Genomic DNA, 25,088 nt, shown 5'->3' on the forward strand with positions numbered 1-25,088 from the left:
GACATGTCGACCACCCGTCACCTCGTCAACCGCCGACGCCGTCTGGCCGCCGTCGCCGCGGAACGCGGGGGAGCCATCGCCCCGCCGCGCGGGCCCGCGGGCCCGGACGCGCCACGCGCCGATCCCGACCGCCTTCCGGTCACGGAGGACACCGGCGCGGACGGCGTGCCGGACGACACCGATCCGGACACCGCCACCACGGACGACGCCTCTCCGGACGGCACGGGGACGAGGGAAGCGCGCCGGGGAGGAACGAGCCGGGAGAGCAGAGGACCGGGATCCGGCCGGGTGCCCCGCCTCCGGGTCGGTCTCCCCGCCGTCCTCTGCGCCCTCACCGTGCTCCTCGGAGCCTTCGCCGCCTGGGCCTTCGGCCAGGCCGCGAGCCTGCGCGACGAACCCGCACGGCAGAACACCGCCCTCACCGACATCGGCCGCACCAGTGAGGTGAAGGGGCAGATCGCCGAGGCGGTCGGCGCGGTCTTCTCGTACAACTACGCCGCCACCGCCAAGTCCGAGCAGGCGGTGCGGACCTACCTGGTCGGCAAGGCGGTCCAGCAGCACCGCGACATGCTCGCCCAGGTCCGCGCGCAGGGACCGAAACAGAAGCTCGTCCTGACCACCACCGTCACCGACAGCGGTGTGGAAGTCCTCGACGGCGACCGGGCCAGGCTGCTGATCTACGCCGACCAGAGCAACACCCGTACCGGCACGTCGGAGGAGAGGACCTATGCGGCGGCGATGTTCGCCGTGGACGCCGTCCGCCGCGACGGCACCTGGCGGATCTCCGCCATCGACACCTTCGCGCAGTGACTCGGCGGCTCATCGATCCGGGGAGAGGGGAGCACACATGAGGTTCACCGGCACCACCCGCCGCAGGATCGGCGGCACCGCGGCCGCGGTCGCCGCCATGGCCGCGCTCACCGCGTCCCAGGCGCCGACGGGCGTCCGTCACGAACACACCGCGAAGGAGCGTCAGGAGACCACCGAGGAGGTCAGATGGTCCCAGGCGCCCAACGACGACTCCTACCACACCGAACTCCCGCCGCTCGCGACGCCGCAGCCGCCGGTGCCCGGCGCGAAACGGAGCCCGGCCGCCGCACGGACCTGGGCCGAGGCGGGCATCCCCACCACGGTCCTCGCCGCCTACCGCAAGGCGGAGAGCACGCTGCGCCGCACCGAGCCCGGATGCCGTCTGCCGTGGCAGCTGCTCGCGGCGATCGGCAGGGTCGAGTCCGGGCACGCGGGCGGCGGGCGGGTCGACGTGCACGGCACGACCCTCACCCCGATCCTCGGACCGGTGCTCGACGGCGCGGGCTTCGCCGAGATCCGGGACACCGACGACGGCGTCTACGACGGCGACCGCAGGTACGACCGCGCGGTGGGACCGATGCAGTTCATCCCGTCCACATGGGCCCACTGGGGCAGGGACGGGAACGGCGACGGCCGCCGCGACCCGAACAACGTGTACGACGCCGCCCTCGCCGCCGGGGCCTACCTGTGCGCCGGTGCGCGCGACCTGTCCGTGAAGGCCGACCTGGACCGTGCGGTCCTCGCCTACAACCACTCGGACACCTATCTGCGCACCGTGCTGTCCTGGCTGGAGTTCTACCGCAAGGGCGTCCACCCGGTGGCCGACGGCAAGGGCGTCGTCCCCCGGAGCCCCGGCGCGGGCGGCCCCGAGAAGCCGAAGCGGCCGGTCGGCGGACCCGGGTCCCCGGGCGGCGGCATCGTCGTGGGCCCGCAGCCCGGCGGCTCGCCCGGTCCCTCGTCGTCCGCGTCCCCGGGACCGTCCGTCACCCCGACCGGCTCACCCGGACCCACCGGGAGCCCGGACCCCACCGGTCCGACCGCGTCGCCCCGCCCCACCGACGGCGGACCGTCCTCCCCGGACCCCGGCACCACCCCCGGCCCCGGCACGACGGACCCCGGCCCCGGCTGCCCCACCGGCTCGGCCTCACCGGACCCGGGCGAATCGCCGGAGGCGACGCGGAGCCCGTCCCCGGATCCCGGGTCCGGTCCCGGCGAGGAACCGTGCCGCACCCCGTCGGACCCGCCCTCCGCCGACTGACGGCACCTCGTCCCCTCCCGGGGACGTTCGCCCCGAGGCGAGCGTGGCCGGGAGGGCAACGGGCTCACCGGCCACGGGCCGGCAGCACCTCGGCCAGGTCGTACCGCACCACCTCCTCCAGCTGCGCGTACGTGCAGCTCTCCGGAGTGCGGTCCGGCCGCCACCGGCGGAACCGGGTGGTGTGCCGGAAACGGTCGCCCTCCATGTGGTCGTACGCCACCTCGCAGACCCGTTCCGGCCGCAGCGCCACCCAGGTCCGGTCCTTCTTCCCCGACCAGCGGCTCGGCGCCCCGGGCAGTCGGGCGGTCTCGTGCGCCTCGGCGTCCGCCCACGCCGCCCACGGGTGTCCGGCGAAGCCGACGCGCAGCGGCTCCAGCTCCTCGACCAGTTCGGCGCGGCGTCTCGCCGAGAACGCCGCGCAGACCCCGACGTGCTGCAGGACGCCGCCGGAGTCGTACAGACCGAGCAGCAGCGAGCCGACGACCGGTCCGCTCCGGTGGAGGCGGTACCCCGCCACCACGCAGTCGGCGGTGCGCTCGTGCTTGATCTTGTACATCACGCGGGTGTCGGGGCGGTACGGCAGGTCGAGCGGTTTGGCGACCACGCCGTCGAGCCCCGCGCCCTCGTACCGCTCGAACCACACCTCGGCGACCGCGGGGTCCCTGGTCACCGGGGCCAGATGGACGGGCGGTTCGGCGGCGGACAGCGCGGCCTCCAGCACGGTGCGCCGGTCGGACTGGGGCAGGGAGAGCAGCGAGTCGTCGCCCGCAGCCAGGATGTCGAAGGCGACGAGACTGGCCGGGGTCCGCTCGGCGAGCAGCCGCACCCGGGAATCGGCCGGATGGATCCGTTCACCGAGCCGGTCGAAGTCCAGCCGGCCCTCGTACGCGACCACGATCTCGCCGTCGATGACGCAGCGCGGCGGCAGATTGTCCCGGACGGCCGTGACCAGCTCGGGGAAGTAGCGGGTGAGCGGCTTCCCGGTGCGGCTGCCGATCACCACCTCGTCGCCGTCACGGAACACGATCGCCCGGAAGCCGTCCCACTTGGCCTCGTACTGCATGCCCGGCGGAATCTTCGCGACGGACTTGGCGAGCATCGGCTTCACGGGCGGCATCACCGGCAGGTCCATGGTCCGATTCTCACCCGGGGGTGGCATTACTTCTCCCGATATGCGGCATAAGTGACCCCCGCCTACCGTGATCGTCATGGGCGCAGCGGGCAGAGCGGTGGAACTGGAAGCCGGGGGACGGACCGTACGGCTGTCCAGTCCGGACAAGATCTACTTTCCGGAGCCGGGCTACACCAAGAGGGACGTGGCGGAGTACTTCCGCGCCGTGGGCCCGGGCATCACCCGTGCCCTGCGGGACCGGCCGACCACGCTCCAGCGCTTCGTGGACGGCGTCGAGGGCGAGTTCTTCTACCAGAAGCGGGCCCCGAAGAACCTTCCCGACTGGATCCCCACCGCCCGGATCACGTTCCCCAGTGGCCGCCACGCCGACGAGATCTGCCCGGCCGGACCCGCCGCCGTCCTCTGGGCGGCCAACCTCGGCACGCTCACCTTCCACCCCTGGCCGGTCCGGAGCGCGGACACCGACCATCCGGACGAACTGCGCATCGACCTCGACCCGCAGCCCGGAACGGACTACGCCGACGCGGTGCGGGCCGCCCACGAACTGCGCTCCGTCCTCGACGACCACGGCCTGCGCGGCTGGCCCAAGACCTCCGGCGGCCGGGGCGTCCACGTCTTCGTGCCCATCGCGCCGCGCTGGACCTTCACCGAGGTCCGGCGTGCCGCCATCGCCACCGGCCGCGAACTGGAACGCCGGATGCCGGACCGGGTGACCACCGCCTGGTGGAAGGAGGAGCGCGGGGAGCGGATCTTCGTGGACTTCAACCAGACCGCCCGCGACCGCACCATCGCCTCGGCGTACTCCGTGCGCCCCCACCCGCACGCCCCGGTCTCCGCCCCGCTGCGCTGGGACGAGATCGACGACGCCGAACCGCGCGACTTCGACATCCGGACCATGCCGAAGCGCTACGCGGAGGTCGGCGACGTGCACGCGGACATGGACGAGCACGCCTTCCGGCTCGACGCCCTGCTGGACCTGGCCGACCGGGACGAGCGCGAGCGCGGCCTGGGCGACCTGCCGTACCCGCCGGAGTACCCGAAGATGCCCGGCGAGCCGAAGCGCGTCCAGCCGAGCCGGGCCCGGAGCGACGAGGACGGCGCCGCATGAGCGCACCCGACCTGGAGCCCTCCGCACCGCACGGGGCACATGGCCGGCCGCTGAGTGCCCGTCAGAAGTGGGCCGTGTACAAGAAGTCCCCGTACCTTCCCGCCACCGTGCTGCTGCTCATCCTCGCGGCCGCCGCCGGGCTCTTCGCGGGTTCCTACAGCTACGCGATGGCCAACCCGACCCCGCACCGGATCCCGGCCGCGGTGGTCAGCCGTCCCGAGCCGGCGCGGGGCGAGGCGTTCGTGGCCGCCATGAACAAGGCGCTCGGCGCCTCGCTCGTCATCCACACCTACCCGACCCGGGCACGGGCCCAACAGGCGCTGGAGCGCCAGGAGGTCTTCGCGATCATTCGCGCGGGCGGCCGGGGAGTCGCCCTGGACGTGGCCGGTGCCGCGGGAGCCTCCGTCGCCGAGCTGCTCACCGAGGTCGCGGCGAAGGCCGGCGCCGAGACCGGGGTGCCGATCACGGTCCGGGACGTCAAACCGTTGCAGAGGGGCGATCCGCGCGGTCTCGCCCTCTTCTACATCTCGCTGGCCGCGGTGATCGTCGGCTTCGTCGGCGCGATCCAGCTGAGCGTGCACGCGCAGGCGCTGGTGCCGCTGGAGCGGATCGCCTTCACCGTCGCGTACTCGCTGCTCGGCGCCTTCGCGATCGCCGCGGTCGTCGACTGGCTGATCGGCGCCCTGGACCTGCCGTTCCTCCACTCCTGGCTGATCCTGGCGTTCACCATGTTCACCTCGGGCATGGTCTTCAACATGTTCAACACCCTGATGGGGCGTTGGGCGATGCTGCCCACCTGGGGCGTGATGGTCCTGCTGGGCAATCCGTCCTCCGGCGGCGCGGTCTCCTGGCCGCTGCTGCCGTCGGTCCTCGGGCACATCGGCCGCTGGCTGCCTCCCGGGGCCTCGGTCAACGCCCAGCACACCGCCGTCTACTACCGGGGGCACCAGTTCCTCTTCCCGTATCTGGTGCTCGGTGGCTGGACGCTGGTGTCCTGCACGGTGTTCTGCGTGTGGCGCCACCGGCATCCGGCCGCCCGCGACCACATGCCCCGGCACGCGGCCACGGGCGGCTGAACCCGTCCGGCGACGCGTACGGCGGCTCCCGCCCCGGCGCCGCCGTCCGGCCCGGCCCGGCCGGGCCCCGGCGTGCCGCGCGGGAGCCGTCCGCACGCGTCGGGCGTCGTGCCGGCGGACGAGGCCGGGAGTGTCGCAGGCCGCGGTGGCGGACGGTGCGCGCTCCGTCCGGGTGCGTACGAGCGGGAGATCCCCGGGAAACGGTGTGGGCCGTCCGAGGGGCAGCCGCGCCCCGCCTACCACGGCAGCCCTGGAAGCCGCCGCACGCCCCGTAACCTCCGTTGTCTCCGCACTTTCCGCGGTTCCCCGATCCGGGCCGGTTCCGGGCCGGGGCCGTTCCCCTGCGATCCGGGGCGGCCCCGCGATCCGGCCACGTTTGCACACACTTCGTAAATTCCGTAACGCAGTGGGGAGTTCGGCATGGACAGAAGGAGCTTCAACCGGAGGTTCCTGGTGGGCGGCGGGGTGGCGGCCGCAACCGGGGCGGCATCGTTGTCCCTCGGCGCGATCGAGGCGAGCCCGGCGCAGGCCGTGCCGCGGACCGCCCCGCCCGGCGGCGCCACACGCCGCCTGCGGATGTACGCGGAGAAGCTCCCGGACGGACGGATGGGGTTCGGCCTGCGGAAGGGCAGGGCCACGGTCCCCGGACCGCTCGTCGAGCTCAACGAGGGCGACACCCTGCGGATCGAGCTGCACAACACCACGGACGTGCCGGTCAGCCTCCACCCGCACGGCGTGGACTACGACATCGCAAGCGACGGCACCCGGCTGAACAGGAGCATGACCGGACCGGGTGGCACCCGTACCTACATCTGGCGCACCCACGCCCCGGGCAGGCGCCGGGACGGCACCTGGCGGGAAGGCAGCGCGGGCTACTGGCACTACCACGACCACGTCGTCGGCACGGACCACGGCACCGAGGGCATCCGGAAGGGACTGTACGGTCCCCTGGTCGTCCGCCGCAGGGGTGACGTCCTGCCGGACAGGACCATCACCATCGTCTTCAACGGCACGACGGTCAACAACGGCCCGGCCGGTCAGGCCCCCGACTTCCGTGCCACGTTGGGGGAGCGGCTCGAAGTCGTGATGATCACCCACGGCGACTACTTCCACACCTTCCACCTGCACGGACACCGCTGGGCGGACAACCGGACCGGCCTGTTCACCGGCCCGGACGACCTGAGCCGCGTCATCGACACGAGGACCGTCGGCCCGGCGGACTCCTTCGGCTTCCAGGTCATCGCGGGCGAACGGGTGGGAGCGGGGGCCTGGATGTACCACTGCCACGTGCAGAGCCACTCGGACCTGGGCATGGCCGGACTGCTGCTGGTCGCCGAGCCGGACGGCACGGTTCCGGGCTACGATCCGCACGGCCCGGGGCCCCACAGCACGCCCGCACCGGAGAAGACCCCGTCGGGCGCCGCTCCGGGCAAGGGCGCACCGGGCACGGCCACGCCCGGCAGCACCGCCACCCCTGGCAAGACCGCCGCCCCTGGCAAGACCGCCGCCCCCGGCAAGACCGCCGCCCCCGGCAAGCCGGACACCGGCGCGGCGGGAGCCGCCGCGGCCACCCCCGGCGCGGCCTCCGGCACGGCGGCCCCCGGTGGGCCGACCGCGGGCGGGGCCGCCCACGCCCCTGCCGCGCACGGCTCCTGACCAGGCGTCACACGGCTTCTGACCCGGCCAGGTCAGCCGACTCCCGTCGCGGGGCCGGTGGTGTCGACGGCCTCGGCCGTCCCGGCCGGTGAGGAGGCTTCGGCGGTGTTCGCCGGGTCGGCCGCCCGTGACGCCAGACGCCGCTGTTCCTCCTCGACGATGCGACGGGCGAGCGACCCGTCCGACACGTCCACGGCGTCCGGCGTCGTCTCGGCGACGTCACTGCGCCGCGCGTACAGGTCGAAGAGCCGCTCCTTGCGGGCCAGGATGTCCAGCATCCGCTCGTCGACGCTGTCGGTGGCGAGGAGGCGGTGCACCCGGACGGTCCGTATCTGCCCCATCCGGTGTGCGCGAGCCACCGCCTGATGCTCCATCGTCGGTTTGATCTGCGGTTCGCAGAGGATGACGACCGACGCGGCCTGGAGGTTGAGGCCCGTGCCACCGGCCTGGATCTGGCTCAGCAGGACCGCGTGGCCGTCGGCGGCGGTGAAGCCGTCGACGATGTCCTGCCGCCGGGCCGCCGGGACACTTCCCGCCAACGGTCCGAACACCTCCCCTCCCAGGGCCTGCCCGACCGTGCGGAGCACCTCGCCGAAGTACGAGAACACCACGACCTTGAGCCCGTTCTCCGCCGCCTCGGCGACCAGCTCGCGCAGCCGGTCCAGCTTCGCGGAGGTGCCGGGCCGGGCGTACGCGGCGCGGCGCATCCGCATGAACTGCCCCGTGTCCACCGCCTCGCGGTAGGCGGCGAGGTCCTCCTCGCTGAACTCCTCCCACTCGTCGACCTGCACCAGGGCGGGCAGTTCCGTGAGCACGTCCTCCTGGTTGCGTCGCAGGTAGGCGGGGGCGACGGCCCTGCGGAACGCCTGCGAGCCCGCGGCCCCGTGCGTGGTGCGGACCGAAGGGGCCAGTTCGGGCTGGAGATGGCGGACCAGGCTGCGGAACTCCTCGACCCGGTTCTCCATCGGCGTACCGGTCAGGAACAGCACCCGTTCCGTGCGTCCCGTCCAGCCGGACACGGCCCGGGAGCGGCGGGTCTCCGGATTCTTGACGTAGTGTGCCTCGTCGACCACCAGCATGCCGGGACGCACACCGCAGTCCCGGGGACCCGGCAGGGTGTGGAGGGCGTCGAACGTGGTGACGGCGACGCCGCCGCTCTCCCGCCACTCGGCGAAGGCGCCGTGCCGCTCGGGGCCGTGCACCGGCAGGGCCCGCAGGGTGGAGCGGGCCCTGACCTCGCGCGCCCAGTTGATCAGCACGCTCGCCGGGCACACCACCAGGAAGTGCGTCTCGCCGTGCGCCGCGAGATGCGCGAGCGCGGCGATGGCCTGCACGGTCTTGCCCAGCCCCATCTCGTCACCGAGGATCACCCGCTTCTGAGCCAGCGCGAACCGGGCCCCGAACGACTGGTAGCCGCGCAGCGAGACCCGCAGACGGGCGTCGTCCAGCCGCAGACCGCGCACCCGGTCGGCGATCCCCGCCGGGATGAAACCCTCCGCCGCGTCCCGGTCGGGGCCGCTGCCCGACAGCTCGGCGATCAGGCTGTAGTACTCGGCGGACCGCAGCTCGAAGTCGACCCAGGCCGCGAGGCCCGTGTCGGCCTCTCGCAGCAGATCGGCCGACACCTGCCCGAACAGCAGGGGCAGTCCGCGCGCCGCAGCCTCGTCGACCTCGTCCCGTACCGAGACGGCGGCCGCCAACGCGCGGGCACGGGCCTCCCGTCCGCCCAACAGCAGGCGCAGCCGCCCCCGCGTGGGCCCCGCCGCGACCGTCAGAGGCTCCAGCCGCGCGATGAGCCGCCCCGCCGCGTCCACCGCCCGACGGACGTCGGGACCGGCCTCGACCAGCCGGTGCAACGCGGTGACCAGCGCGGTCGTGGGCTCGTCCGGGGTGTCCACGTCGATCCGCACCGCGACGGTGTCCCGTACGGCGTGGGCGATCTGGCCGGCCGCGGCCAGCGCCTGATCGGCCGTCTGCGCGCCTACGCCGGAGATCTGACGCAGCTCGTAGCGGTTCGCCTCGTGGACCTCGCCGACGGTGGTGAAACCGGCCTGCTCCACGGCGCCGAGCCGCAACCGGCCCTCGGTGACGTCCTTCAGCCGGGAGACCGGGATGGCGGACAGTTCGCGACGGACGAGGCCGTCGAGCAGCGGGTTCAGCGCCGCGCGCACGGCGTCGACGGCGCCCGCGTGATCGGCCAGCACCGCGCGCGCCGTGACCAGCAGTCGTTCGGCCCGCTCCAGCAGTTCCCGGGCGGACCGCCCCGTGGGTGCCCCGGCCTGTGCCGGTCCGGCCTCTGTCATCTGCGTCGTTCCTCTGTCCGCGCGGCCGGGCCGCCGTCCCGCCCGGTACCTGCCCCGGCGCCTCATATCGTGCCACGCGCCGCCGACAGGGCCCCGGCCCCGGTGGGGACGACGCCCCGGCGAGCGGGAGGCCGTCAAGGGCACGAGGGCCCGGCGGCTACGAGGCTCTGTCGGGTCCGAGGCCCCGGTGGGCACTAGGCCGAGGCGCTCAGGAGGCGGGCGGGCGCCGTTCCGCCGGGGACAACAGCAGCACCTCCAGCGCCCGCGCGCAGGACCGCGCCCGCGACAGGAACCACTCGATGCGCGCGTCCGTGATCAGCGACGGAGTGGCCCGGACCGCGAGCGCGAAGCGTGCGTACCCGGCACCGTCCAGCACCGGGACCGCCAGCGTCCGGACCCCGTACGCCGACTCGCCGTCGTCGAGCGCGTGGGCCGCCGCCCGCACCTTCGCCAACTCGGCCTCCAGTGCTGCCGGTTCGACGATCGTGCGATCGGTGAACGCGGGCAGCGGGGGCAGGGACCCGGGCCCGCCCTCGCCCGGCCGCGCCCACGCCAGCAGCACCTTGCCGAGCGCGGTGGAGTGCAGCGGCCTGCGCAGCCCCGTCGACGGCGTGACCGAACCACCGGCGACGATCACCGCGTGCGGGCCGCTGCGCAGCGCCAGGTCCGCGGTGGCGCCCGTGCGCTCGGCGAGATCCGCCAGCTCGGGGGCGGCCAGATGCAGCCCCCGGCGGTGGTACGAGAGCCGTCCCAGCTCGGTCACGGCGGGGCCGAGCCGGTATCGGGACGTGCGGGCGTCCTGCTCCAGGAATCCCGCACCGAGCAGGGTGCGGGCCAGCCGGTGCGCCGTGGAGACGGGGAGCCCGAGACGGCGGGCGAGATCGGAGGCGCTGAGATCGGGACCGTTGTCGTGGAAGCAGTGCAGCACGTCCAGGGCGCGTCGCACCGCCTGCGCACCGCCGGGAGCACGCACTGCCGCGGCCTCTTCCATATCGGTTCACACTCCGTTCGTCGCACGGATCGGGACGGGGTGGGGGACGGGACGGGATCGGTCGGGGGGAGGGAGCATAAAGTTGCCACATTACGGGATTTGAATGTGCGAGTCCCACTGCCTCGAAACACCACGTTCACACCAAATCCCACATCGTGGGAAGCGAGTGGTGGCCCCGCCGAGGTCCGTGGCACGCTCTGGTTCACCCGCTGCCCCGTACCCACCGCGACCGGCATCGCCGCCGACCGGTGCCGCCTCACCGAGGAGTTCGCCCCCGACGGCATCGAGGCGCGCTCCCTCCAGGACGCGGCCCCCGCCGCCTGTCCGGCCGTCCCCGTGCACACGAACACGTCGACGTCTTCCTGACCTGGGGCGAACCCCCGCACCTCCGCAAGGAGAAGCCGGCCGAGTCGCGGGCCCGTGCCGCCGCACACGGCGCCCACAGGATCGGACCGGCGGCCGATGCCGTGGGGCATGGGCCGCCGGGAGTCACTCGGCCGCGAGATCCAGCACCGACCAGTCCGTGCCCCTCCGCTCCCGGACGTGGATGCGCGAGCCGCGGCAGATCGTGGTGAAGCGCGCCAACGGGACCCCGTCGGACCGGACCAGCCGCGCGGTCCCCGGTTCCGGCTCGACGGCGGTCTCCGTGATCCTGCCGCGGGTCAGCCCGTCGTCGCCGTGCAGGAACATGACGCTGTCACCGTGCAGCGCGAGGGCCCACACCCTGCTCATCCCCGTCGGCCGCACCCGCACCCGGCCGTCGGAGCGGACCTCGACGAGCGGGTGACGTGTGTGCGGGCAGGCCCACGCCGTCGTGCCGTCCACATTGAGGGCGACGCAGTCCGACATGTCCATCAGGCCGGGTCCGGGGCGGAAGGCCCAGAGCGGCTCGCCGGTGCTGCCCCACCGTCGCAGACCGGGATGGCTCAGCGGATCGTCCCCGTACACCCCCTCGTCGAAGTGGCCCACCCACAGCTCCCCGGACGCGTCGGCCATCAGGTGCTCGATGGCGTCGCCCAGGCGGAACGCCCACGACGGCCGCCCCAGTGCGTCGAAGACCTGCGCCTGTTGTTCACCGGGTCGGCTGCGGGCGTCCGCGAGCACGAAACCGCCGTCCGGCAGGACGTCCAGCATCGGCCGGCGCGGTCGCACCGCACTGAGGCGGGTCTCGTACACCCGGCCGTCGGCGGCGGTGACGACAACGGCGTCGTACGGATCGTCAGTTCCGTTTCCCGGCGCGCGTTCGCCCAGCAGCCAATGGACATGGCCACGGGCGTCGACGGTGCTGTGGAAGAGGGGGAGACGTGCGTATGCGCGGGGCAATCGGGCATACGGGATCAGGCGGACGGAATCCATGGTGCTCCTCGGCGAATGGCGCGAACAGGTCGGCAGCGGGGGATCAGCCGGGACCGGTGGCGCGTTGGCCGGGGGCCGTGACAAGGAGCGCTTACGCGGCATGAGCCTTTCTGCTGGTCATGGGGAAGATCATCCACGGGACCGCGCACCCGTGCAACGCGGTGGCTCATACGCGCCGTTCGTGCGTCGTCGCCGCAGGCTCTCGGCCCGGGTGCGACGTGTCGGGGGTTTTTCCGGGCCGGGCCGGGCTGTACCCTCCGGAGGGCCCGACGGCCGACGCGCGACCGACGCGGATGCGGCCGGGCCCTCGGTCCGGGCGCAGTTCGCGAAAACCGGAAGGTCGGCCGGAAAGCACCGGCGCGCCGCATTGATGGCGCGTTGATCGGTTGTTTATCGGGGTCGGGCACTGTGGGTGCCATGCTGATCAACACCGCTTCCGACCCCGCACTCGCCTGGCAGGAGACAGCGTTGTGCGCGCAGGCGGGACCCGAGTTCTTCTTTCCCGCCCCCGGCAGCTCCACCCGCGAGGCCAAGCAACTCTGCAACGCCTGCGAGGGACGGGTGGCGTGCCTGGAGTACGCCCTGGCCAACGACGAGCGTTTCGGCGTGTGGGGCGGCCTCTCCGAGAAGGAGCGGGAACGGCTGCGCAGAAGCGGACGCAGGCGGGCCTGAGCACGCCCGGCCCCGGCTGCGGGGCGGGGCGCGCTCCCGGGCCGGTGGGCCGCTTTCCCGAACCGCCTGCGAAGGTGGGCGCATGAACGGGAACGAACACGACCGGGACACCCTGCTCGCCACGGCCGTACGGCTGCGCGTCGAAGGCCGCCCCGAGGAGGCCCGCAGGCTGCTGCTGGCCCTCTGCACCGCCCACCCCGCCGACGCGGAGGTGGCCTACCAGACGGCGTGGGTCCACGACGTGCTCGGTCTGGAGGCCGAGGCCGTGCCCTTCTACGAACGTTCCCTGCGCGGCACCGGGCTGTCCGAGGAGGACCGCCGGGGCGCGCTGCTCGGGCTGGGCAGCACCTACCGGGTGCTCGGCCGGTACGACAGGGCCGTGGAGGTGCTGAGCGGCGGCGTCGAGGAGTTCCCGGACGACGGGGCGCTGCGGACCTTCCTCGCCATGGCCCTGTTCAACACCGGCGAGCACGACGCGTCCGCGCGCCTGCTGCTGGAGCTGCTGGCCGCCACCAGCGAGGACCCGTCCGTACGGCAGTACCGGAGCGCGATCGAGCACTACGCGCGCGATCTGCGCGCGACGGTGTGAGCCCGGTGCCGGGGACCGGCCCCGGCCGCCGGGGGCCGACCGGGGCGGCACACCGTCCCCCGGGCCGCCCCCGAGGAGGCCGGGACGGACGGGCGGAAGGACCGGCCGGGGATCAGGCCCCGGCGCGCGTGGCCATCCGCGCCTTGCGGGCGGCGAGCTTCTCGTCGAACTTCGCCGCCTCGTCGTCCAGGCCGCCCATGTACAGGCCCAGTTCCTCCTGCGCCCGCAGGCCCTCGGGGCCCAGACCGTCGATCTGGAGCACCTTCAGGTAGCGCAGCACCGGCTGCAGCACGTCGTCGTGGTGGATGCGCAGGTTGTAGATCTCGCCGATCGCCATCCGCGCGGCGGCCCGTTCGAAGCCCGGGATCCCGTGGCCCGGCATGCGGAAGTCGACGACGACGTCGCGCACGGCGCGCATCGTCTCGTCCGGGGCGATCTCGAACGCGGCGGCGAGCAGGTTGCGGTAGAACACCATGTGGAGGTTCTCGTCGGTCGCGATGCGCGCCAGCATCCGGTCGCAGACCGGGTCGCCCGACTGATGGCCCGTGTTGCGGTGCGAGACGCGGGTGGCCAGCTCCTGGAACGCGACGTACGCCACGGAGCGCAGCATCGAATGGCGGTTGTCGGACTCGAAGCCCTCCGACATGTGCGCCATCCGGAACCGCTCCAGCTCGTCCGGGTCCACGGCCCGCGAGGTGAGCAGGTAGTCGCGCATCACGATGCCGTGCCGGCCCTCCTCGGCGGTCCAGCGGTGCACCCAGGTGCCCCAGGCGCCGTCACGGCCGAAGAGGGAGGCGATCTCGTGGTGGTAGCTCGGGAGGTTGTCCTCCGTCAGCAGATTGACGACGAGGGCGGTCCTGCCGATGTCGGTCACCTTGGACTGGTCGGCCCGCCACTCCTCGCCGTCCTCGAAGACGCCCGGGAAGTTCCGCCCGTCGGAGAACGGCACGTACTCGTGCGGCATCCAGTCCTTGGCGACCTTGAGGTGGCGGTTGAGCTCCTTCTCGACCACCTCTTCCAGGGCGAACAGCAGCCGGGCGTCGGTCCACGCCTTGGAACTGCCGAGGTGGGGAGCGGTGATCGTCACGGGGGACTCCTGGGGACGGGAGGTTTACCTACGGATACGTAGGTTACGAGACCGTAGGTTAAAGCGGCGGTAAGGCTGTCGCCAAACTCGCCCCCCGAAGCCCCCGCGAAGCCTCTCCTCGAACTCCCTTCCGACCGCTGGTCAGGAGGCGGGCGTCCCAGTCGCGTCGGCCGGCGCGGGGCCCGGGAGAGGCCCCGCACCGCGGCCCGGATCCAGGCCCGGGTCCCGGCGCAGATGGGCTGCGGTGAACGAGGTGGGGTGGTCGAGCAGTCCCGCGGGCGTTCCCCGGTAGAGGATCTCGCCCCCGCTCCGTCCGCCGTCGGGCCCGAGGTCGATCACCCAGTCCGCGCGCCTGAGCACGTCCAGGTCGTGTTCCACGCAGATCACGCTGTTGCCCGCGTCCACCAGCCGGTCCAGCAGGTCGACGAGTGTGCCGGTGTCCGCCATGTGCAGCCCGGTGGTCGGCTCGTCGAGTACGTACACGACGCCGGTCCGGTGCAGTCGGGTGGCGAGTTTGATGCGCTGGCGCTCGCCGCCGGAGAGCGTGCTGAGCGAACGGCCCAGGGGGAGGTACGCCAGGCCGACGTCGTCGAGCGCGCCCAGTCTGCGCGCCAGGGCCGGGTCGTCGAAGAGGCGGGCGGCCGGTGCGGCCGTCATCTCCAGCACGTCGACGATGGACGCGCCGCCGACCCGGTACCGCAGCACCTCGTCGTCGAAGCGCCGGCCCTCGCACACCGCGCAGGTGGTGGTCACCGGGTCCATGAACGCGAGATCGGTGGTGATCACCCCCCGGCCCGAGCAATTCCCGCACGCCCCGGATGAGTTGAAGCTGAACAGGCCCGGATCGACGTCGTTCTCCCGGGCGAAGATCCTGCGGATGGGGTCCAGTGCGCCGAGGTACGACGCCGGGGTCGAACGCGACGACGCGGTGATCGCGCCCTGGTCGACGACCACCGCGTCCGGGTACGCCCGTGTGAACACCTGCGAGACCAGTGTCGACTTGCCGGATCCGGCCACTCCCGTCACCACCGTCAGTACACCTCGCGGGAACGCCACGTCCACGCCCTTGAGGTTGTGCAGTCTGGCCCCGGTCACCGGCATCCATCCGGTGGGGGACCGGAACGTGTCCTTGATCCGTGCCCGGCGGCGCAGGCAGCGTCCGGTGAGCGTGTCCGCTTGGCGCAGCCTTTCCACCGGACCCTCGAAGACGACGCGTCCGCCGTCGGCGCCGGCCCGCGGGCCCATGTCCACGACGTGGTCCGCGACGGCCAGCACGTCCGGGTCGTGCTCGACGACGAGGACGGTGTTGCCCCGGTCGCGCAGCCGGACCAGGAGGTCGCACAGTCGGCCGACGTCGCGCGGGTGCAGGCCCACGCTCGGCTCGTCGAGGACGAAGGTCAGTCCGGTCAGCGAACTGCCCAGGTGCCGGACCAGCTTGAGCCGCTGCCCCTCGCCGCCGGACAGTGTGGAGGTCTCGCGGTCCAGGCTGAGGTAGCCGAGACCGATGTCCACCAGTTGCTCCAGCCGTTCGCGGGCGGCCGAGGCCACCGGGCCGGCCACCGGATCGTCGATCGCGGCCAGCACCTTCACCAGGTCGGCGACCTCCATCCGGCCGTAGTCGGCGATGGAGAGGCCGTCGATCCGAGTGGCGAGCGCCGCCGCGCTCAGCCGGGCGCCGTCGCAGGAGGCACAGACCGACTCCGTGGTGAAGCGCGCGGCGGCCGCGCGCCGCCGCTCCGAGAGTCCCTCGGTGTCCCGGTTCAGGTGGAGCCGGGTGAAGCGCTCGACGATGCCCTCGAACCGCACCTCGGCCTCGGACGACTTCACCTCCACCCGCACGGTGAACCCTTGGCCGTGCAGCAGGAGCCGCATCTCCTCCTCGGTGAAGTCGCGGAGCGGTTTGTCGTTGTCGAAGGCTCCCGACCTGGCGTACAGCTGCCACTCCCAGCCGCCCACCGAAAGTCCGGGCAGCAACAGCGCGCCCTCGTTGAGGGACCTGCTGGGATCGATCGCCCGGTCGATGTCGAGACGCACCGTGCGTCCGACGCCGTCGCACTCCGGGCACATGCCGTCCGGTTCGTTGAAGGAGTACGCGGTCGCCGGGCCCGCGCTCGGTGTCCCGTGCCGGGAGAACAGCACCCGGATCACCGACCAGATGTCGCTCGCCGTGCCGACGGTCGAGCGGACGTTGCCGCCGATCGGCCTCTGGTCCACCACGATCGCCACGGACAGGTCGTCGATCGAGTCCACCCGGGGCCGCTCGTACTTCGGCAACCGGTTGCGGATGAACGAGCCGAAGGTCGCGTTCAGCTGGCGTTGGGACTCCACGGCGATCGTGCCGAAGACGAGCGACGACTTGCCCGACCCGGAGACTCCGGTGAAGACGGTGATGCGCTCCTTGGGAATGGAGAGGGAGACATCGCGCAGATTGTTCGCGCGTGCTCCGGTGACGACGATGTGCCGGTCCGTGTTCCGGCGGGCGGGGTGATCCATGCGGCCGAAGCTAACCGCGATACCGGACATCTACTGTCTGGTTTCCGGGGAGATCGGCGTCGGTGTCCTCCCGGAGGCCCGGCCGGCCCCGCGGGAGGGGTGCTCAGAGCTGTCGGCGTACTCGGAGCGATCGTGCTCGCCACGGGGGCGCCACGCGGTGCCGCGGTACGGGCGGGGCGGACGGGCCGGAGGGTCAGAGCAGGTGGTCCGCCGCCCCCGACTTGACCGCCGCGATCAGCGCCCGCAGCGCCTCCACGGAGTCGGTGACATGGACGTCGGTGTCCGTCGTGGAGCCGATGTACGCGCGGCCCCGGTCGTCGAGTCCGAAGCGGAAGCAGTTGGCGCCCTCGCTGCAGAAGGGGTCGTCCCAGTGGATCTCGGTCATGGTCTGTCCTCTCGGCGGTGCCGGGTCAGAGGTCCCGGGCTATGGTTCGGATGAGGTCGCGTGATTCCCCGACCGGGAGCGCGAGTGCTCGCAGGCGCTCCAACAGGCCGCGATATCGGCGTAGTTGCATGTCGGAGTCCAACAGCGTCGAGCCGTGCGAGGAATCGAGCTGCACAGTATCGAGCTGGGGTACCCGGGCGCCCGCGTAAGTGAACGACTGTCCCGCGCCGGGCAGTCCGCCGGCGGTGAACGGGATGACCCGGACCGTGATCAGGTCCCGCTCCGACTGATCGAGGATGTGGTCCAGTTGTGCGCGGGCCACCTTCGGGCCGCCGAACTGCATGCGCAGAGCCGCCTCGTGGATCACCGCCTCGTACGACGGGGGCCGGTCCCGGTTCAGCACGTCCTGACGGCGCAGCCGCAGGGCGAGCCGGGCGTCCAGATCCGGTCCGGGCAGCGGGGGGTCGGCCATGGCGAAGAGCGCCCGTGCGTGCTCCTCGGTCTGCAGCAGGCCGGGGACGTGGGTGGTGGTCGAGGTGATCAGCTCGACCGCGTGGTGCTCGAGTTCGGCGATGTCGAGCAGCCCCGGGAGCAGCAGTCCGCGATGCTCCTCCCACCAGCCCCCGGCCCGCTCCCGGGCCATCTCGGCGAGCAGATCGACCAGAGAGGTGTCGGGGCAGCCGTAGTTGAACGCCAGGGTGCGGACCCGTTCGGGGCTGATGCCGAAGCGGCCCGATTCGATGTTCGGGATGCGGGTGCGGTCGACGCCCAGCAGGGCGGCGGCCTGCTGCACCGACATCCCCGACTGTTCGCGCAGCTTGCGCAGTTCGGCCCCTAGGCGTTGCTGTCGCGCGGTCGGGGTGCTTCTGGGTGGCACGGTGGAGGTTCCTTTCAGGGGGAGCGGTTGAACGAAATGACTGGAACCGGGCAAGTGGTAGCACTGTGCTCCAGTGTGCGCTACCGTCGGTAGTGCAAGTCTCACACGGGGCTACCGACCCCGGTTGTGATCGTCAGCGCAATTACCGGAAATGTGAGCATCTTGATGAAGGGCGCATCGCGTTGCCTCCCGGCTCCCGTACCGGTCGGCCCTCGACCGCCGATGGTGGACAACCTCAGTTACTCGTTCGCATTGCCGGGCGGCGCGTTCTGCGCCGGCGTCGCACGCGGAGCCGTGGGCGAACTCCTCGAACGGCACGGCCTCGCGGAACTCCGTGAGACGGCCGTGCTCGCCGCCTCCGAGCTGGTCGCCTCCGCCTACCGGTTCACCCCGGACCAGGAGATGCTGCTACGGGTCCACTGGCAGTTCGACGCCCTGCGCGTGATCCTCTACGACCAGCATCCGCCCCACGGCTCGGTCGAGAAGTCCGAGAAGTGCCGCGAGCGCCGCAGCGAGAGCATGTGGTTGCTGGCGGCGGCGGTCGACTCGCACGGAGGAGACTGGGGGCTCGCTCCCGCGCTGACCCCTTCCGGCGGCTGCAAGGCGTGGGCGTTACTCCAACGCTGACGGCACGTCGACCGCCCCCGCCCCCGCCGTCCGGATCCGGTCCGGACTCCGAGGGCCGGTGGGACCGCGCGCGACGGGACGGCCGGGCGACGCGGTGGAACGAGGCGCCCGGACGACGAGGGCCGAACCGGTCAGGTTCCGTCGAACAGATCGGTCAGGTCCCGGTCGAGGTCCAGGAACCGGTGCTCGTCGCCGGCCGGCACCAGCTGCTGCGCGCGTTCGAGGAACAGCCGCAGCTCCGCGGTGCGGACGTGGACCATCGCGATCCCCTCGACGGCGTGGAACTCCAGCACCGTGCGGTCGTATCCGTACGGCCTGATGCGCACGTCCCCGAGCCCGGCGGCCCCGTCCATGCCCGCGGCGAGCAACTCCCGGGAGAACTCCCAGGAGACGTCGGCGCCCTCCAGGGTCGCCTTCGCCGGGAACGCCATGCTCACGGCGAACGGATCTCTCCGGTCGTACCGCAGAGTGGCCGGAAGGGTCTCCATCCGCGGAGCGGAAGCGACCATGCGGGCCTGCACGGACTGTTCGATGACGGTGGACAAGACCTTGCTCCCTTTCTCGGCCAGATGAACGGTTCCCGGCACAGACAGAGACGGCGGATCACATGACCGCGTGCACAGAACGGCGGGGTGAGTTGTGTCACTGGGCGCCGGGCACCGGTCGGGTACCCGATTCGCGGCTCGGCACCCTGGACGGAGTGCGGCCCGCGGGTTAGCTTCCGGCGCCATGAGAGCCGAAGGAACGACGAGACGACTGATGTCATGGGGACTGTGCGTGGCGGCGCTGGCCGCCGCCCTGGCCGCACCGGAGGCGGCCGCCGCACCGGAGGCGGCCGCACGGAACGCCGGGGCCGTGCGGGGAACCGCGGCCACGCCGGATCCCGAGGCGTCGCCCGGGGAGCGTCGCCGACCCGGTGAACGGCCCGTCTGGACGCTCACCGCCACCGGAACCGATGCCCGCTTCCGCGGTCTCGCCGCCGTGAGCCGACGTACCGCCTGGGTCGCCGGATCCCGGGGGACGGTGTTGCGGACCACCGACGGCGGGCGCCACTGGCACGACGTGTCACCGCCCGGCGCGGCGGGGGAGGGCCTGGAGTTCCGCGACATCGAGGCGTTCGACGCCCGGCGCGCGGTGGCCCTGTCCATCGGGGAGGGAGAGGCGTCCAGGGTGCTGCGCACGGACAACGGGGGAGCGACCTGGACGGAGTCGTTCCGCAACACCGACGCCCGCGCCTTCTACGACTGCCTCACCTTCTTCGACAGGCGGCACGGACTGGCGATGAGCGATCCCGTCGACGGGAAGTACCGCATCCTGTCGACCGAGGACGGCGGCCGGAACTGGCGGGTGCTGCCCACCGAGGGCATGCCGCGGGCCCAGGAGAGCGAGGCGGCGTTCGCCGCCAGTGGCCAGTGCCTGGTCGCGTCCGGTCCCGAGGACGTCTGGCTGGCGACCGGGGGCGCCGCCACCGCGCGCGTGCTGCACTCCGCCGACCGGGGCCGGACCTGGACCGCGACCGGGGCGACGATCCCGGCGGGCGATCCGGCGCGCGGCGTGTTCGGGCTGGCGTTCCGGGACCGCCGCCACGGCATCGCGGTCGGCGGCGACCACCGCGCGGGACAGCCGTCGCCCGACGCCTCGGCCGTGACCGGCGACGGGGGCCGCAACTGGCGGCGGTCCGTCCTGCCCCCGGCGGAATACCGCTCGGGCGTCGCCTGGCTGCCGCACAGCAGATCGCACGCCCTGGCGGTCGGGCCGACCGGAACGGATCTCACCCCAGACGGCGGACGCACCTGGCGCACGGTCGACACGGGGTCGTACGACACCGTCGACTGCACACCGGACGGCGGCTGTTGGGCCGCGGGCGAGCAAGGTCGCGTGGCGCGCTCGGGGACGTAGGCCCCCTCCTCGTACCGCCGCCCGCCACCCTCCGCGCGGGCGTCCGGCATCCGGCCGCGGGTGGCGGGCGGTCCTCCGTTACGGCAGCTCCTGCCGGTACGGGGCGAGTTCCTCCGAGGTCTTCGTCGCGATGAACTCGGTGATCCGGTACGCGCACACGTCCCCCGCCACGAACGGGTCCTCCGCCGCGATCTCCTCGATCCGGGCGACGTCGTCCCCGACCGCCAGGATCACACCGCCGTCGCGCGGGTTCTTGCGTCCCGAGGCGATGAACACCCCGGCCGCGTACTGCCGCTCCAGCCAGGCGACGTGGTCCGCCAGCAGTGCGTCCACGCGTTCCAGCGGGGCGGTGTAGGTCAATTCGAGTATGAACATGATCGCCAGGCTACGGGACGACCGCCGACGGGGCCCGGCCGTGCGCCGGGGCGGCTCGTACACTCGACAGCACCATGACAATGTTCCCGACACCCGTCGGCGAGACCGAGGCCCGAGCCGTCCAGGACGCGCTGCGCGCCCGGGTGGTGCTCGACGAACCCGGACCCCGGCCCGGGACCGGCCACGTGACCGGAGTCGACGTCGCCTATGACGACGAGCGCGACGTCGTCGTGGCGGCGGCGGTGGTGCTCGACGGCGCGACGCTCGACGTGGTCGCCGAGACCACCGCCGTCGGCCGGGTCGCCTTCCCTTACGTCCCCGGGCTCCTGGCCTTCCGCGAGATCCCGACCGTGCTCGCCGCGCTGGAATCGCTGACCGTCGATCCCGGGCTCGTGATCTGCGACGGGTACGGCCTGGCCCACCCGCGCCGCTTCGGTCTCGCCAGCCACCTCGGCGTGCTCACCGGACTCCCCGTGATCGGTGTGGCCAAGAACCCGTTCACCTTCACGTACGAGCAGCCCGGGCCCCGCCGGGGCGACTGGTCGCCGCTCCTCGACGGCGAGGAGGAGGTGGGCCGGGCGCTGCGCACCCGGGACGGCGTCAAACCGGTCTTCGTCTCGGTCGGACACCGCACCGGCCTGGACAACGCCTGCGCCCACACCCTGCTCCTCGCCCGTGACTTCCGTCAGCCGGAGACGACGCGCCGTGCCGACGCGCTGTGCCGTCGGGCGCTGCGGGAGGCAACTTCCTGACGCCGTGTCATATGGCTGAGGCGGCACACCGATCGCACGTGGACGCCGGTTGAGTACGCGTACGGATGTGGCCCGGCGATCATGACGGGCAGACTGGTACGCGTGACCGAACATCGAACGTCTACGCGACCAGGGACCGTGTACCTCGCCCAGCGCCGGGTCGCGGTGGGCATGACCCTCGGGATCGTCGCGGGGGTGGTCTGGGCCGTCTCGATGATCTGCACGCTGGTGACCTGGGCGCTGTGACACGCACGGTGTCCGCCCGTTCCGGCGCGGCTACTTGTGCAGATCCGGGCCCTGGGCGTTGAGCAGGGCGCGCCAGGTGGCCTCGTCGCCGACGCCCGTCACGGGCAGGTTCCGGGATGCCTGGAACTCCTTCAGCGACCGCATCGTCGACAGGGTGTACGTGCCGGTGCTGTCGGTCGCCACCCCCGCCCGATGGAGCAGGTACTGCACCGCCATGACGGCCTCGGGCTCCCGCGCGCGGGAATCGACCGTGGTGATCAGCAGCGGCCAGGTGTCCTTCCCGACCTTGCCGTCCGCCGTCAGGGCGTGGGCCGTCTGGAAACTCTTGACCGCCTCCGCGGTGGCCGGTCCGTAGTCGGCGTCGACCTTCACGTCGTAGCCGTGCGCCCGTAGCAGCAACTGCACCGTGCGGGCCTTCCACAGCACGTTCCCCTTGCGCGCCAGCGGCCAGTCCGTGCCCTCCGACGGCTGGTCGGACACTTCCGCGACCGCCTTGGCGTCGCCGCTTCCCGCCGTCGGCCCCGGCCACCACGCCGTCCAGCCCACGGCCAGCAGCAGAAGGAGCGCCGAGGCCGCCGCGACGGTCCACGCGACGCGGGAGCGGCCCCACCGGCCGGTTCCCGAACCGCGCCCGGGGGCCGGTGCGGTGCCCGGACCGCCGGACGCGGGCTCCGCGTCCTTCCTCTCCGCCGGTGTGTACCCGCCCGTGGCGGTGGTCGCCGGGGCGGGACGGGTCCCGGCCCTCGGACGCCTCCTCGGCGACGCGGAACCGGCCGCCGCTTCGGCCAGGGCATGGGCCCGGACCAGTTCGTCGGCGGGTGCCCCCAGCGCCGTGTGCAACTGCTCGACGATCCGGCACGGGGCGTTGGAGGAGTGTGCGGGATTCAGATACCGCGACAGGGTGGTCTGGTCGATCCTCAATCGCCTGGCGAGCGACTGCTGGGTGGGCTTCTCGCGGCCGTCGCGCGCGGAGGACTCCCACCAACTCCTCAGCAACTCCGCGAGATCCCGCCCCGGATGTTCGTCGTCGTTCGTCACGGTGCTGTCCGTCATCGGCACTTCCCGACTCTCTGTGTGCATAACCGCAGTTCAGTGGCGCGCATGGTGGCTCTGCATAGGCGCATCGATTCGCGGGACGCAGATCGTAGTGAAACGCCCGGGCGGTGCTGCACAGTTGAGGAGCGGCCGGCCCGGCGGGCGCCGCGACCCCACCCCGTCATCGGCCCCTCGAAGGGCCGCTCCCACCTGTGCGTTCGTGGCCGACGGGGGTGCCCGAGGTCTTCTCATCCGACGAACATGAAGGTCTGAATATGCCTCAGTCATCACCCGTTCGAGTGCGTCTCGCACTGACCGGAACCCTGGTGGGAGCGGCTCTCGTCGCGCTGGGGCTGATCACCCCGGCCGTCGGTGCCGCACCGCCGTCCGCCTATCCGGTCGACGGGGTGGACACCAGTCACCACAACCACGAGTGGAAGGGGCGGGGCGGGCCGACGGAGATCGACTGGCGCCAGGTGGCAGCCGCGAACGACTTCGCCTTCCTCAAGGCCACCCAAGGGGTGTCGGGCAAGGACTCGTGGTTCGCCCGCGACTACGCCTCGGTCTCCGGGACCTCGTTGTTCCGCGCCCCGTACCACTTCTTCCACCCGAGGAGCACGGCCGACGGGGCGGCCCAGGCGAGGCACTTCGTCGCGACCGTCCGGGCGGCCGGCTACCGGGGGGACCGGGCGGGCGAACTGCCGCCGGTGCTGGACGTCGAGAAGCTGCCCGCAGGCGGCGGCAGGGAGGTGTGCCCGCAGCACCTCCGTATCCAACAGGTGCGGATCTTCCTCCAGGAGGTGCGGAAGGCATTCGGCGTCACCCCGATCGTCTACACCCGGGCGTCCTTCGTGAAGGAGTGCATGGGCGACAAGGGGGAGGTGTTCGCCGGTCATCCGCTGTGGCTCGCCCGCTACGGCAGCGGCTCCGACGAACCGCGGCAGGTGCCGGGTGCCGGGCGCTCGTGGTCCTTCTGGCAGCACACGCGGACGGGAACCGTTCCCGGGATCGAGGGGCCGGTGGACCGTGACGTCTTCCGCGGCGGCCGGTCCGAACTGACGGCGCTGGCGAAGGGCGGCGCGCCACGGACGGAAGGCCGCTGATCCCGGCACAAGCGGTTCGCTGGCCACCAACCGACGGCGCAGGTACGGGAAGTGACGGATCATCACATTCGTCGGCCGCAGTCCTTGCGCCGCTGTCCCCCGTGCGGCACACCAGGCTCGTCCACCCGCACGACATCCGTCTCCGGGCCCTTCCGGGCCGCCTCGTCATCCAAGGAGTGACCCATGAACGCACCGTCCACCCGCACCCGTCGTGCTGCCGTCCGGCTCGCCGCCGGCATCGCGGCCCTGGCCGTCCTCACCGGACCGGCCGCCTCCCTCGCCACCGCGGGCGACCGCCCGGTGGCGGCCCGGGGCGGCGGAGAAGCGGCGTCGCAGCCGGCCGCGGCCGACTGGCCGATCCTGAAGGCGGGGAGCAAGGGCGCGGGCGTGACCGCGCTCCAGCACCTGCTCACCTTCCGGGGCCAGGCCGTGGCCGCCGACGGGAACTTCGGACCGGCCACCACGACCAGGGTGAAGGCCTTCCAGAAGGCGCAGCGGCTCACCGCGGACGGCGTCGTCGGGCCCGCCACCTGGACCAGACTCGTCACCACCCTGCGCGGCGGCGCGAAGGGCGCGGCCGTGAAGGCGGCCCAGACCCTGCTGAAGGCGTGCGGTCAGGCGGTGACCGTCGACGGCACCTTCAGCGCGACGACGACGGCGAAGGTGAAGGCGTTCCAGAAGGCGGCCGGTCTCACGGCCGACGGCGTCGTCGGCCCCCGGACCTGGGCGGGCCTGCTGAACGGCGGAGCGCCGGCCGGTGACCGGGCGGGCCTCGCCAAGCAGATCCTGGCCCAGAAGCAGATCACGCTGGCCACCGTCCATCCGGGCGGCAGGCACGCCGGGTCGACGGCGCGGCAGAACATCGTCGACACCGCCGACGGCAAGGGTGCGCTCACCAGCCCGTGGGGCGACAAGCCCAACCGGCGGGTCCCCCTCGACCCCCGGATGCTGGGCGGGCTGCTGAAGCTGCGCACCCAGTACGGCTACCGGCTGTCGGTCTCCGAGATCGTCGGCGGCGACCACAGCGGCAACTCCCGGCACTACGCCGGGATCGCCTTCGACATCACGCACATCAACGGCCGCCACGTCGGCAGCGGCGCTCCGCACAAGCAGTTCATGGCCACGTGCAGGAAGCTCGGCGCACAGGAGGTCCTCGGCCCGGGCGACCCCGGGCACGGCCGCCATGTGCACTGCGCCTGGTCCCGCTAGGGCGTGTTTCGAAAGTAGCGTCGTCCGCCCGAAGGGCGGGGCCTGCGGC

23 protein-coding genes and 3 pseudogenes are annotated in these 25,088 nt (G+C 72.7%); 15 read left to right on the forward strand and 11 right to left on the reverse strand.

Annotated features, from left to right (window positions below):
* Nucleotides 1–3: 3 nt before the first annotated feature.
* Both AB0E67_RS15045 and AB0E67_RS15050 read left to right on the forward strand, forming a co-directional pair.
* Nucleotides 4–810 carry a nuclear transport factor 2 family protein gene (locus tag AB0E67_RS15045; RefSeq protein WP_362025984.1) on the forward strand — a complete coding sequence of 269 codons (807 nt, stop codon included), beginning with the start codon at nt 4–6 and terminating at the stop codon, nt 808–810.
* 37 nt (nt 811–847) lie between these two features.
* Nucleotides 848–2,068, forward strand: a complete 1,221-nt coding sequence (locus tag AB0E67_RS15050) for a lytic transglycosylase domain-containing protein (RefSeq protein WP_362025986.1) — start codon at nt 848–850, stop codon at nt 2,066–2,068.
* 64 nt (nt 2,069–2,132) lie between these two features.
* Here the strand turns inward: AB0E67_RS15050 and AB0E67_RS15055 are convergent, their stop codons facing one another.
* Nucleotides 2,133–3,200: an ATP-dependent DNA ligase gene (locus AB0E67_RS15055; protein ID WP_362025989.1), complete on the reverse strand. Its 1,068-nt coding sequence runs from the start codon at nt 3,198–3,200 to the stop codon at nt 2,133–2,135.
* Nucleotides 3,201–3,297: 97 nt separating this feature from the next.
* On the opposite strand from AB0E67_RS15055, the gene ligD reads away from it, so the two are divergent.
* The 3 genes and pseudogenes from ligD to AB0E67_RS15070 form a co-directional block, all read left to right on the forward strand.
* A complete protein-coding gene (gene ligD, locus AB0E67_RS15060) occupies nt 3,298–4,308 on the forward strand; it encodes a non-homologous end-joining DNA ligase (protein WP_362026452.1) in 1,011 nt (336 codons plus the stop codon).
* A complete protein-coding gene (locus AB0E67_RS15065; RefSeq protein ID WP_362025992.1) occupies nt 4,305–5,384 on the forward strand; it encodes an ABC transporter permease in 1,080 nt (359 codons plus the stop codon). Before ligD ends, AB0E67_RS15065 begins: the two co-directional genes overlap by 4 nt.
* Nucleotides 5,385–5,804: 420 nt before the next feature.
* Nucleotides 5,805–6,755 (forward strand): annotated as a pseudogene (locus AB0E67_RS15070) (multicopper oxidase domain-containing protein); the annotation flags it as partial.
* A 317-nt stretch (nt 6,756–7,072) separates the two neighbouring features.
* On the opposite strand, the gene AB0E67_RS15075 reads toward AB0E67_RS15070, so the two are convergent.
* Together AB0E67_RS15075 and AB0E67_RS15080 are read right to left on the reverse strand one after the other, a co-directional pair.
* A complete protein-coding gene (locus AB0E67_RS15075; RefSeq protein WP_362025995.1) occupies nt 7,073–9,343 on the reverse strand; it encodes a DEAD/DEAH box helicase in 2,271 nt (756 codons plus the stop codon).
* Between the two features lie 208 nt (nt 9,344–9,551).
* Nucleotides 9,552–10,334 carry an IclR family transcriptional regulator gene (locus AB0E67_RS15080; RefSeq protein WP_362025998.1) on the reverse strand — a complete coding sequence of 261 codons (783 nt, stop codon included), beginning with the start codon at nt 10,332–10,334 and terminating at the stop codon, nt 9,552–9,554.
* A gap of 117 nt (nt 10,335–10,451) precedes the next feature.
* Here AB0E67_RS15080 and AB0E67_RS15085 point away from each other — a divergent pair.
* Nucleotides 10,452–10,649 (forward strand): annotated as a pseudogene (locus tag AB0E67_RS15085) (hypothetical protein); the annotation flags it as partial.
* 23 nt (nt 10,650–10,672) lie between these two features.
* Nucleotides 10,673–10,786, forward strand: a pseudogene (locus AB0E67_RS15090) (alkanesulfonate monooxygenase); the annotation flags it as partial.
* A gap of 37 nt (nt 10,787–10,823) precedes the next feature.
* On the opposite strand, the gene AB0E67_RS15095 reads toward AB0E67_RS15090, so the two are convergent.
* On the reverse strand, nt 10,824–11,690 hold the full coding sequence (locus AB0E67_RS15095) for a hypothetical protein (protein WP_362026000.1): 867 nt from the start codon (nt 11,688–11,690) through the stop codon (nt 10,824–10,826).
* Between the two features lie 417 nt (nt 11,691–12,107).
* On the opposite strand from AB0E67_RS15095, the gene AB0E67_RS15100 reads away from it, so the two are divergent.
* Both AB0E67_RS15100 and AB0E67_RS15105 read left to right on the forward strand, forming a co-directional pair.
* The gene (locus AB0E67_RS15100; protein WP_360110945.1) at nt 12,108–12,362 is read left to right on the forward strand and encodes a WhiB family transcriptional regulator; all 255 of its coding nucleotides are present in this window, start codon (nt 12,108–12,110) and stop codon (nt 12,360–12,362) included.
* Between the two features lie 82 nt (nt 12,363–12,444).
* Nucleotides 12,445–12,951: a tetratricopeptide repeat protein gene (locus tag AB0E67_RS15105; protein WP_362026003.1), complete on the forward strand. Its 507-nt coding sequence runs from the start codon at nt 12,445–12,447 to the stop codon at nt 12,949–12,951.
* A gap of 112 nt (nt 12,952–13,063) precedes the next feature.
* Here AB0E67_RS15105 and AB0E67_RS15110 read toward each other — a convergent pair whose 3' ends face one another.
* The 4 genes from AB0E67_RS15110 to AB0E67_RS15125 all read right to left on the reverse strand — a co-directional run bounded on the left by AB0E67_RS15110 (nt 13,064) and on the right by AB0E67_RS15125 (nt 17,793).
* Nucleotides 13,064–14,038: an acyl-ACP desaturase gene (locus AB0E67_RS15110; RefSeq protein ID WP_362026006.1), complete on the reverse strand. Its 975-nt coding sequence runs from the start codon at nt 14,036–14,038 to the stop codon at nt 13,064–13,066.
* A 141-nt stretch (nt 14,039–14,179) separates the two neighbouring features.
* Entirely contained in the window at nt 14,180–16,531 is a 2,352-nt protein-coding gene (locus AB0E67_RS15115; protein WP_362026009.1) for an excinuclease ABC subunit UvrA, read from the reverse strand.
* A 193-nt stretch (nt 16,532–16,724) separates the two neighbouring features.
* Nucleotides 16,725–16,916 (reverse strand): hypothetical protein, encoded by a 192-nt coding sequence (locus AB0E67_RS15120; protein ID WP_362026012.1) that lies wholly within the window; start codon nt 16,914–16,916, stop codon nt 16,725–16,727.
* 25 nt (nt 16,917–16,941) lie between these two features.
* Nucleotides 16,942–17,793 carry a helix-turn-helix transcriptional regulator gene (locus AB0E67_RS15125; RefSeq protein WP_362026014.1) on the reverse strand — a complete coding sequence of 284 codons (852 nt, stop codon included), beginning with the start codon at nt 17,791–17,793 and terminating at the stop codon, nt 16,942–16,944.
* A 222-nt stretch (nt 17,794–18,015) separates the two neighbouring features.
* Between AB0E67_RS15125 and AB0E67_RS15130 the strand changes: the two genes are divergently transcribed.
* Nucleotides 18,016–18,420: an ATP-binding protein gene (locus AB0E67_RS15130; protein ID WP_362026017.1), complete on the forward strand. Its 405-nt coding sequence runs from the start codon at nt 18,016–18,018 to the stop codon at nt 18,418–18,420.
* A gap of 131 nt (nt 18,421–18,551) precedes the next feature.
* Here AB0E67_RS15130 and AB0E67_RS15135 read toward each other — a convergent pair whose 3' ends face one another.
* Complete coding sequence (locus AB0E67_RS15135; protein WP_362026020.1) at nt 18,552–18,965, reverse strand: SsgA family sporulation/cell division regulator; 414 nt, start codon at nt 18,963–18,965, stop codon at nt 18,552–18,554.
* A 184-nt stretch (nt 18,966–19,149) separates the two neighbouring features.
* Between AB0E67_RS15135 and AB0E67_RS15140 the strand changes: the two genes are divergently transcribed.
* Nucleotides 19,150–20,319, forward strand: a complete 1,170-nt coding sequence (locus AB0E67_RS15140; protein ID WP_362026023.1) for an oxidoreductase — start codon at nt 19,150–19,152, stop codon at nt 20,317–20,319.
* 78 nt (nt 20,320–20,397) lie between these two features.
* Here AB0E67_RS15140 and AB0E67_RS15145 read toward each other — a convergent pair whose 3' ends face one another.
* On the reverse strand, nt 20,398–20,694 hold the full coding sequence (locus AB0E67_RS15145; RefSeq protein WP_351519968.1) for a YciI family protein: 297 nt from the start codon (nt 20,692–20,694) through the stop codon (nt 20,398–20,400).
* A gap of 74 nt (nt 20,695–20,768) precedes the next feature.
* On the opposite strand from AB0E67_RS15145, the gene AB0E67_RS15150 reads away from it, so the two are divergent.
* Nucleotides 20,769–21,446 carry an endonuclease V gene (locus tag AB0E67_RS15150; protein WP_362026026.1) on the forward strand — a complete coding sequence of 226 codons (678 nt, stop codon included), beginning with the start codon at nt 20,769–20,771 and terminating at the stop codon, nt 21,444–21,446.
* A gap of 102 nt (nt 21,447–21,548) precedes the next feature.
* A complete protein-coding gene (locus tag AB0E67_RS15155) occupies nt 21,549–21,692 on the forward strand; it encodes a hypothetical protein (RefSeq protein WP_199883095.1) in 144 nt (47 codons plus the stop codon).
* Between the two features lie 30 nt (nt 21,693–21,722).
* On the opposite strand, the gene AB0E67_RS15160 is transcribed toward AB0E67_RS15155, so the two are convergent.
* Nucleotides 21,723–22,745 (reverse strand): peptidoglycan-binding protein, encoded by a 1,023-nt coding sequence (locus AB0E67_RS15160; protein ID WP_362026029.1) that lies wholly within the window; start codon nt 22,743–22,745, stop codon nt 21,723–21,725.
* Nucleotides 22,746–23,026: 281 nt separating this feature from the next.
* On the opposite strand from AB0E67_RS15160, the gene AB0E67_RS15165 reads away from it, so the two are divergent.
* Nucleotides 23,027–23,830, forward strand: coding sequence for a GH25 family lysozyme (locus AB0E67_RS15165; protein ID WP_362026032.1), 804 nt, complete (start codon nt 23,027–23,029; stop codon nt 23,828–23,830).
* A gap of 183 nt (nt 23,831–24,013) precedes the next feature.
* Entirely contained in the window at nt 24,014–25,039 is a 1,026-nt protein-coding gene (locus AB0E67_RS15170; protein WP_362026035.1) for a peptidoglycan-binding protein, read from the forward strand.
* Nucleotides 25,040–25,088: the final 49 nt, after the last annotated feature.

The sequence above is a fragment of the Streptomyces sp. NPDC032161 genome, from assembly GCF_040636995.1.
Taxonomy (GTDB): domain Bacteria; phylum Actinomycetota; class Actinomycetes; order Streptomycetales; family Streptomycetaceae; genus Streptomyces.

Bases quoted from the DNA above. Each gene is read 5' to 3' on its own strand.
- AB0E67_RS15045 (WP_362025984.1), top strand. From the start codon at position 4: ATGTCGACCACCCGTCACCTCGTCAACCGCCGACGCCGTCTGGCCGCC.
- AB0E67_RS15050 (WP_362025986.1), top strand. From the start codon at position 848: ATGAGGTTCACCGGCACCACCCGCCGCAGGATCGGCGGCACCGCGGCC.
- AB0E67_RS15055 (WP_362025989.1), bottom strand. From the start codon at position 3,200: ATGGACCTGCCGGTGATGCCGCCCGTGAAGCCGATGCTCGCCAAGTCC.
- AB0E67_RS15065 (WP_362025992.1), top strand. From the start codon at position 4,305: ATGAGCGCACCCGACCTGGAGCCCTCCGCACCGCACGGGGCACATGGC.
- AB0E67_RS15075 (WP_362025995.1), bottom strand. From the start codon at position 9,343: ATGACAGAGGCCGGACCGGCACAGGCCGGGGCACCCACGGGGCGGTCC.
- AB0E67_RS15080 (WP_362025998.1), bottom strand. From the start codon at position 10,334: ATGGAAGAGGCCGCGGCAGTGCGTGCTCCCGGCGGTGCGCAGGCGGTG.
- AB0E67_RS15095 (WP_362026000.1), bottom strand. From the start codon at position 11,690: ATGGATTCCGTCCGCCTGATCCCGTATGCCCGATTGCCCCGCGCATAC.
- AB0E67_RS15100 (WP_360110945.1), top strand. From the start codon at position 12,108: ATGCTGATCAACACCGCTTCCGACCCCGCACTCGCCTGGCAGGAGACA.
- AB0E67_RS15105 (WP_362026003.1), top strand. From the start codon at position 12,445: ATGAACGGGAACGAACACGACCGGGACACCCTGCTCGCCACGGCCGTA.
- AB0E67_RS15115 (WP_362026009.1), bottom strand. From the start codon at position 16,531: ATGGATCACCCCGCCCGCCGGAACACGGACCGGCACATCGTCGTCACC.
- AB0E67_RS15120 (WP_362026012.1), bottom strand. From the start codon at position 16,916: ATGACCGAGATCCACTGGGACGACCCCTTCTGCAGCGAGGGCGCCAAC.
- AB0E67_RS15130 (WP_362026017.1), top strand. From the start codon at position 18,016: ATGGTGGACAACCTCAGTTACTCGTTCGCATTGCCGGGCGGCGCGTTC.
- AB0E67_RS15140 (WP_362026023.1), top strand. From the start codon at position 19,150: ATGAGAGCCGAAGGAACGACGAGACGACTGATGTCATGGGGACTGTGC.
- AB0E67_RS15145 (WP_351519968.1), bottom strand. From the start codon at position 20,694: ATGTTCATACTCGAATTGACCTACACCGCCCCGCTGGAACGCGTGGAC.
- AB0E67_RS15150 (WP_362026026.1), top strand. From the start codon at position 20,769: ATGACAATGTTCCCGACACCCGTCGGCGAGACCGAGGCCCGAGCCGTC.
- AB0E67_RS15160 (WP_362026029.1), bottom strand. From the start codon at position 22,745: ATGACGGACAGCACCGTGACGAACGACGACGAACATCCGGGGCGGGAT.
- AB0E67_RS15170 (WP_362026035.1), top strand. From the start codon at position 24,014: ATGAACGCACCGTCCACCCGCACCCGTCGTGCTGCCGTCCGGCTCGCC.